Here is a 6,380-nt window from a genome sequence, read left to right on the forward strand (position 1 = left end):
ACTAGGCAGGCCGGCCCGGGTACGGGGAGCACACCCCGTACCCGGGCCGGCCCTGCCGGCCGTACAGATCGTCCCCAGGCCGCCCTCGCAGGAAGGAGCAGCGCGCATGCCCCGCGACCTCACCCCCGGCACCCTCACCCGCCGGGGACGGCTGAGGGTCTACCTCGGTTCGGCCCCCGGCGTCGGCAAGACGTACCGGATGCTCGACGAGGCCCGCCGCAGACAGGAGCGCGGGGCGGACGTGGTGGTCGGGTACGTCGAGTGCCACGGCCGCCGGCACACCGAGAACATGCTCCAGGGGCTCGACGTCGTCCCGCGGCTCACCCGTACCTACCGGGGCACGGAGTTCACGGAGATGGACCTCGACGCGCTGCTGGCCAGGAGGCCGTCGGTGGCGCTGGTCGACGAGCTGGCGCACACCAACATCCCCGGCGGGCGCAACGCCAGGCGCTGGCAGGACGTGGAAGAGCTGCTGGCGGCGGGCATCGACGTCGTCACCACCGTCAACATCCAGCACCTCGAATCCCTGAACGACGTCGTCCAGAAGATCACCGGCATCCCGCAGCGCGAGACCGTCCCCGACGAGGTGGTCCGCCGGGCCGACCAGATCGAACTCGTCGACATGGCACCGCAGTCGCTCCGTCGCCGGATGGCCCACGGCAACGTCTACCAGGCCGAGAAGGTGGACGCCGCGCTCTCCAACTACTTCCGGGTCGGCAACCTCACCGCCCTGCGTGAACTCGCCCTGCTCTGGGTCGCCGGCCGCGTGGACGAGGGCCTGCGCGACTACCGCGCCACCCACAACATCGACCGGGTCTGGGAGACCCGCGAGCGCGTGGTGGTCGCGCTGACCGGTGGCCCGGAGGGCGAGACCCTGGTCCGCCGGGCCGCCCGGATCGCCGACCGCAGCGCGGGCGGCGAACTCCTCGCCGTCCACATCAGCCGCAGCGACGGCCTGGCCGGCGCCTCCCCGGGCAACCTCGCCGAGCAACGGCAACTCGTCGAATCGCTCGGCGGCAGCTACCACGTCGTGGTCGGCGACGACATCCCCGCCTCGCTGCTCGCCTTCGCCCGGGGCCGCGACGCCACCCAGCTCGTCCTCGGCACCAGCCGGCGGGGCCAGGTCGCCCGGTTCCTCACCGGACCGGGCATCGGCGAGACCACCGTGGACGCCTCCGAGGACATCGACGTCCACATGGTCACCCACGAGTTCACCGGCCGCGGCCGGCTGCCCTCGCTCGGCCGCCGCCACTCCGCCCGCCGCACCGCCGCCGGCTGCACCGCCGGTCTCGTCCTGCCTGCCCTGCTCACCGCCCTCCTCTCCCGGGCGCAGGGCACCCTCAACCTCACCACCGTTGCGCTGATCTTCCAACTCGGCGTCGTCGCGGTCGCGTTGCTCGGCGGTGCGGGCTCCGCGCTGCTGGCGTCGGTGGTCGCCTCGCTGCTGCTCAACTACTACTTCATCCCGCCCGTCCACACCTTCACCATCACCGAACCCAACAACGTGATCGCCCTGGTGGTCTTCGCCGTCGTCGCCCTCACCGTCTCCACCGTCGTCGACCGCGCCTCCCGCCTCACCGGCCGCGCCGCCCGGGCCACCGCCGAGGCCGAAACCCTCTCCACCCTGGCCGGCAGCGTCCTGCGCGGCGCCGACGCCCTGCCCACCCTGCTGGAGAAGTCCCGCACCGCCTTCGGCATGGACTCCGTCGCCCTGCTGGACCGCACCAGCGGCGCCGTCCTCGCACGATGTGATTCCGGGGGTGACCCGGCAGTGGACCGCGAGGTCACCGAAGTCCCGGTCGGAACCGACGCGTTGCTGGTCCTCGCCGGTCGCCGGCTGCCCGCCGACGAACACCGCGTACTGACCGCGTTCGCCGCCCACGTCGCCGCCGCCCTGGAGCGCGACCGCCTCGCCACCGCCGCCGCCGAGGTCGAACCGATCAAGGCCGCCGACCGGATGCGCACCGCTCTGCTCGCCGCCGTCAGCCACGACCTGCGCACTCCGCTCGCGGCCGCCCTCGCCTCGGTCGGCTCGCTGCGCAGCCCCGACGTCGAGTTCTCGCCCGAGGACCAGGCCGAACTCCTCGCCACCGCCGACGAATCCCTGCTCAAGCTGACCCGGCTCGTGGACAACCTGCTCGACATGAGCCGCCTCCAGGCGGGCGCCCTCACCCTCGACCTCACGCCCACCCGTCTGGAGGAGGTGCTGCCGCGCGCCGTCGACTCGCTCGCCGACCCGGACGCGCCCGTCCAGCCGCTCGACCTCGACACCGCCCCGGCCGTCCTCGCCGATCCGCTCCTGCTGGAACGCGTGCTCGCCAACGTCGTCACCAACGCCCTGCGGCACAACGTGCACGGCGCACCCGTCCTGGTCGCCGCGAGCAGCCTCCCCCAGCCTCCGGCCGGGGGCACCCCCATCAGCCGGTTCGTGGAGATCCGTGTCATCGACCGGGGCCCCGGCATCCCACCCGAGTTCCGGGACCAGGTGTTCCTGCCGTTCCAGCGCCTCGGCGACACCGACAACACCACCGGGGTCGGCCTCGGCCTCGCCCTCTCCCGGGGACTCACCGAGGCCATGGGCGGCACCCTCGACGTCGAGGACACCCCCGGCGGTGGCACCACCATGCTCATCACCCTGCCCGCGGCCGAGGACCCCACGGAGCCCGGGGCGGTGGCGACGTGACCCACATCCTGGTGGTGGACGACGAACCCCGGCTGCTGCGTGCCCTGAAGATCAACCTCCACGCCCGGCACTTCTCGGTCCTCACCGCGGCCACCGGCGCCGAGGCGCTGGACCTCGCCGGGCGGGAGCCTCCCGGGGCCGTCGTGCTCGACCTCGGCCTCCCCGACCTCGACAGCCTGGACGTCATCCGCGGCCTGCGCGCCTGGAGCCCGGTACCGATCATCGTCCTCTCCGGACGCGACAGCCCGACCGAGAAGATCAGGGCGCTCGACGCCGGCGCCGACGACTACCTCACCAAACCCTTCGTCATGGAGGAACTGATGGCCCGCCTGCGGGCGGTGCTGCGGCGCCCGCCGGGCGAGGCCGCGCCGGCCCGCGCCGTGATCGGCGGCCACGAGGTCGATGTCACGGCAGCCACCGTGACGGGCCCCGGCGGGCCGGTGCGGCTCACGCCGACCGAGTGGCGGATCCTCGCGCTGCTGGTCGCGAGCCCCGGCCGGCTGGTGCCCGGCCGGCAGATCCTGCGCGAGGTCTGGGGCCCCGAACAGGAGGAGCACGGCAACTACCTGCGGGTCTACCTGGCCGGCCTGCGCCGCAAGCTGGAACCGGACCCGGCCCGGCCCCGGTACCTGATCACCGAGCCCGGGATCGGCTACCGCTACCAGCCCTGACCGGGCCGCTGCCGGGGAGCCGGCCGGAGCGCGCTCACCGCCGGCTGTCCCGCCGTACCGTGTCTGGTGCTTCGGTCGACGTCTCGGCCGGCGTCGCCGTGCCGGGGAGGTCCGCGTCGGCGGGCTCGGCGGGCTCGGCGGGCTCGGCGGGCTCGGTGGTGGGGGCGGCGGCGGTGGCGGTGGTGGGCCCGGTGTCGTTCCGGGCGCTCCGGCAGAGGCTGCAGGCGTGCCAGCGGGGTGGCCACCACGGCCGGCCGGGGTCGGCGGGCCGGTGCGGGGCGGGGGCCATCGCGCCGGTGTCCAGGCCGCACAACGTGAGGGGGCCGTAGGCACCCGAGGTGCCGGCGGGGGCGGCATGTGCGCGGCGCACCGGGTGCTGCAGGTCTGTGATCGTGCGGTCGGGGCCGAGGACCCGCACGTTGCTCGGCATGTCCAGTTCCAGCACGGCGACGAAGTTCATCCCCTCACCGTGGTGGCCGGACCGGCCTGCCGCATCCGCACGGTGCCATCCGGACCAGGACGCACCGTAGCCGGGACCCGGCGCGGGTGGTGGTGTCCACCCCGGCCGCGAGGCAGGGCAACCTCGGAATGGGCAGTGCGGCCGGGGTGGAGCGCGGGGTGACCGGCCCGGTGACTCGTGGGTGGCGCGTCGTCGGACCGGCCGGAGGGGGGTGGCGGTGGTTCAGCGGGTGGCCGTCAGGGCGCCTGCGGCCGGGCCGGTGAGCACGGGGGCGTCGGTGGCGGCGAGGACGTCCTCGGTGGTGGTGCCGGGTGCGGTCTCGACGAGGACGAGGCCGTCGGGGGTGACGTCGAGGACCGCGAGGTCGGTGATGATGCGGTGGACGCAGGCCCTGCCGGTGAGCGGCAGGGTGCACTCCCGGACGATCTTGGGGGTGCCGTCCTTGGCGGTGTGCTCCATCAGGACGATGACGCGGCGGGCGCCGTGCACGAGGTCCATCGCGCCGCCCATGCCCTTGACCATCTTGCCGGGGATCATCCAGTTGGCGAGGTCGCCGGTGGCCGAGACCTGCATGGCGCCGAGGACGGCGGTGTCGATGTGGCCGCCGCGGATCATGCCGAAGGACAGGGCGGAGTCGAAGAAGGCGGCGCCGGGCAGCACGGTCACGGTCTCCTTGCCGGCGTTGATCAGGTCGGGGTCGACCTCGTGGTCGCCGGGGTAGGGGCCGGTCCCGAGGATGCCGTTCTCCGACTGGAGGACGACGTGGACGCCGTCCGGCAGGTGGTTGGGTATCAGGGTGGGCAGGCCGATGCCCAGGTTGACGTAGCTTCCGTCGGAGAGTTCGGCTGCCGCGCGGGCGGCCATCCGGTCACGGTTCCAGGGCATCAGGCGGGCACCTTCACGACGGGCTGGGAGACGGTGCGCCGCTCGATGTGCTTGGCGGCCGCCTGGGCGGGGGTCAACGGGACGACGTGCTGGACGAAGACGCCGGGCAGGTGGATGTGGTCGGGGTCGAGGTCGCCGGCCTCGACCACCTCCTCGACCTCGGCGATGGTGATCCGGCCCGCCATGGCGGCGAGGACGTTGAAGTTGCGGGCCGACCTGTTGAAGACGAGGTTGCCGTGGCGGTCGCCGCGGGCGGCCCTGACCAGGGCGAAGTCGCAGGTGATGCCGCGCTCCAGGACGTAGTCGGTGCCGTCGAACCCCCGCACCTCCTTGGGCGGGGAGGCGAGGGCGACGGCGCCGTCGGGGGAGTGGCGCCAGGGCAGGCCGCCCTCGGCGACCTGGGTGCCGACGCCTGCTGGGGTGTAGAAGGCGGGGATGCCGCAGCCGCCGGCCCGCATCCGTTCCGCGAGAGTGCCCTGCGGGACGAGTTCGACCTCCAGTTCGCCGGTCAGGTAGCGGCGGGCGAACTCCTTGTTCTCGCCCACGTAGGAGCCGGTCACGCGGGCGATGCGGTCGGCAGCCAGCAGGACGCCGAGGCCCGCGCCGTCGACGCCGCAGTTGTTGGAGACGATCTCCAGAGCGGCGGCGCCCTGGGCGTGCAGTGCGTCGATGAGCACGCTCGGGATGCCGCACAGGCCGAAGCCGCCGACGGCCAGTGAGGCGCCGTCCCCGATGTCGGCCACCGCCTGTGCGGCGGAGGTCACGGTCTTGTCCATGGGAGGCCTTTCGGTCATCGGTCGGTCATCGGGCGGCCGGAACCGGGTGGGGTGCGGTGTGCAGGGTGCGGTGGAAGAAGGCCGCCACGGCTCCGGCGGACAGGGCGGGATCCAGGTCCGCATCGCCGTGTCCGCTCTCCCCGAGCAGCAGGACCGATGCCCGCCCGCCCGCCGCGGTCACCACCTCGGCGAAGCGGACGCCGTGTTCGGCCGGTGCCGTCCGGTCGCCGGCGCCGCTCACCACGAGCAGCGGTACGTCGTTGCCGGTGGCCAGGGCCACTTCGCAGACCTGGTGGAGTACTTCGGCATCGGCGCTGCGCCTGGGTGTCCGGGCCGGACGGCGGGCGTCGAGGTCCGGGGCGGTCTCGATTCCCCAGGTGCCGCCGACTCCGGCCAGCGCCTGGACCTGGGCGCGGGGGTCGACCGTGCTGTAGGCGGCGAGGGCGGCCAGGTAGGCGGCGTCGGCGCGGCCGAACAGGCCGATCCGCTCGGGGGCGGGGCCGAACGCGCCGGCGTTCTTCCGTAGGAGGCGTACCAGGTTGCGCAGGTCACGCAGCGCGTGGTCGTGCCGGGGGGTGTGGCGGTTGTGGACGGTGGCCACGGCGATTCCGTGGGCGGCCAGTTCGGGCGCCCACGGGGTGGCGGCCGGGCGGTGGGGCCGGGCCCAGCCGGAGACGTCGATGACCAGAGGGGGCCGCGCCGTGCCGCCGGAGGGCAGGTGGAGGTCGACGGTGGGGAGGGTGCCGTCACGCGGGGCACGGAGGATGTCGTGCTCGACGCGTGCCCGGGCGGGTGCCGCCGGGTGCGCGTCGGGGTCCGCGGTGGTCTGCATCGGGTCCTCGGGTGGGTGGGTGGGTGCGGGTGGGGGCGGCCGGGCCGCCGCCGCGCGCTGTCCAGGGGCCTGA

At 74.2% G+C, this 6,380-nt stretch carries 6 protein-coding genes; 2 read left to right on the forward strand and 4 right to left on the reverse strand.

Annotated elements, in window-relative coordinates; translation table 11 throughout:
- The first annotated feature begins 106 nt into the window (after positions 1–106).
- Both ACFUK0_RS13570 and ACFUK0_RS13575 read left to right on the forward strand, forming a co-directional pair.
- Positions 107–2,683 carry a DUF4118 domain-containing protein gene (locus ACFUK0_RS13570; protein ID WP_380249467.1) on the forward strand — a complete coding sequence of 859 codons (2,577 nt, stop codon included), beginning with the start codon at positions 107–109 and terminating at the stop codon, positions 2,681–2,683.
- Positions 2,680–3,354, forward strand: coding sequence for a response regulator (locus ACFUK0_RS13575; protein WP_380249469.1), 675 nt, complete (start codon positions 2,680–2,682; stop codon positions 3,352–3,354). Before ACFUK0_RS13570 ends, ACFUK0_RS13575 begins: the two co-directional genes overlap by 4 nt.
- Before the next feature lie 34 nt (positions 3,355–3,388).
- On the opposite strand, the gene ACFUK0_RS13580 is transcribed toward ACFUK0_RS13575, so the two are convergent.
- The 4 genes from ACFUK0_RS13580 to ACFUK0_RS13595 all read right to left on the reverse strand — a co-directional run.
- Entirely contained in the window at positions 3,389–3,814 is a 426-nt protein-coding gene (locus ACFUK0_RS13580) for a hypothetical protein (RefSeq protein WP_380249471.1), read from the reverse strand.
- 222 nt (positions 3,815–4,036) lie between these two features.
- Positions 4,037–4,699 carry a 3-oxoacid CoA-transferase subunit B gene (locus ACFUK0_RS13585; protein ID WP_380249473.1) on the reverse strand — a complete coding sequence of 221 codons (663 nt, stop codon included), beginning with the start codon at positions 4,697–4,699 and terminating at the stop codon, positions 4,037–4,039.
- Positions 4,699–5,475 (reverse strand): CoA transferase subunit A, encoded by a 777-nt coding sequence (locus ACFUK0_RS13590; protein ID WP_380249475.1) that lies wholly within the window; start codon positions 5,473–5,475, stop codon positions 4,699–4,701. Before ACFUK0_RS13590 ends, ACFUK0_RS13585 begins: the two co-directional genes overlap by 1 nt.
- A 25-nt stretch (positions 5,476–5,500) precedes the next feature.
- Positions 5,501–6,380, reverse strand: an 880-nt coding sequence (locus ACFUK0_RS13595) for an alpha/beta hydrolase family protein (RefSeq protein ID WP_380249477.1), incomplete at its 5' end; no start/stop codon positions are given.

Source organism: Kitasatospora sp. NPDC057223 (assembly GCF_042669755.1).
GTDB lineage: Bacteria > Actinomycetota > Actinomycetes > Streptomycetales > Streptomycetaceae > Kitasatospora.

Excerpts from the sequence above, each read along its gene's own strand:
- ACFUK0_RS13570 (WP_380249467.1), top strand. The coding sequence starts at position 107 with ATGCCCCGCGACCTCACCCCCGGCACCCTCACCCGCCGGGGACGGCTG.
- ACFUK0_RS13580 (WP_380249471.1), bottom strand. The coding sequence starts at position 3,814 with ATGAACTTCGTCGCCGTGCTGGAACTGGACATGCCGAGCAACGTGCGG.
- ACFUK0_RS13585 (WP_380249473.1), bottom strand. The coding sequence starts at position 4,699 with ATGCCCTGGAACCGTGACCGGATGGCCGCCCGCGCGGCAGCCGAACTC.
- ACFUK0_RS13590 (WP_380249475.1), bottom strand. The coding sequence starts at position 5,475 with ATGGACAAGACCGTGACCTCCGCCGCACAGGCGGTGGCCGACATCGGG.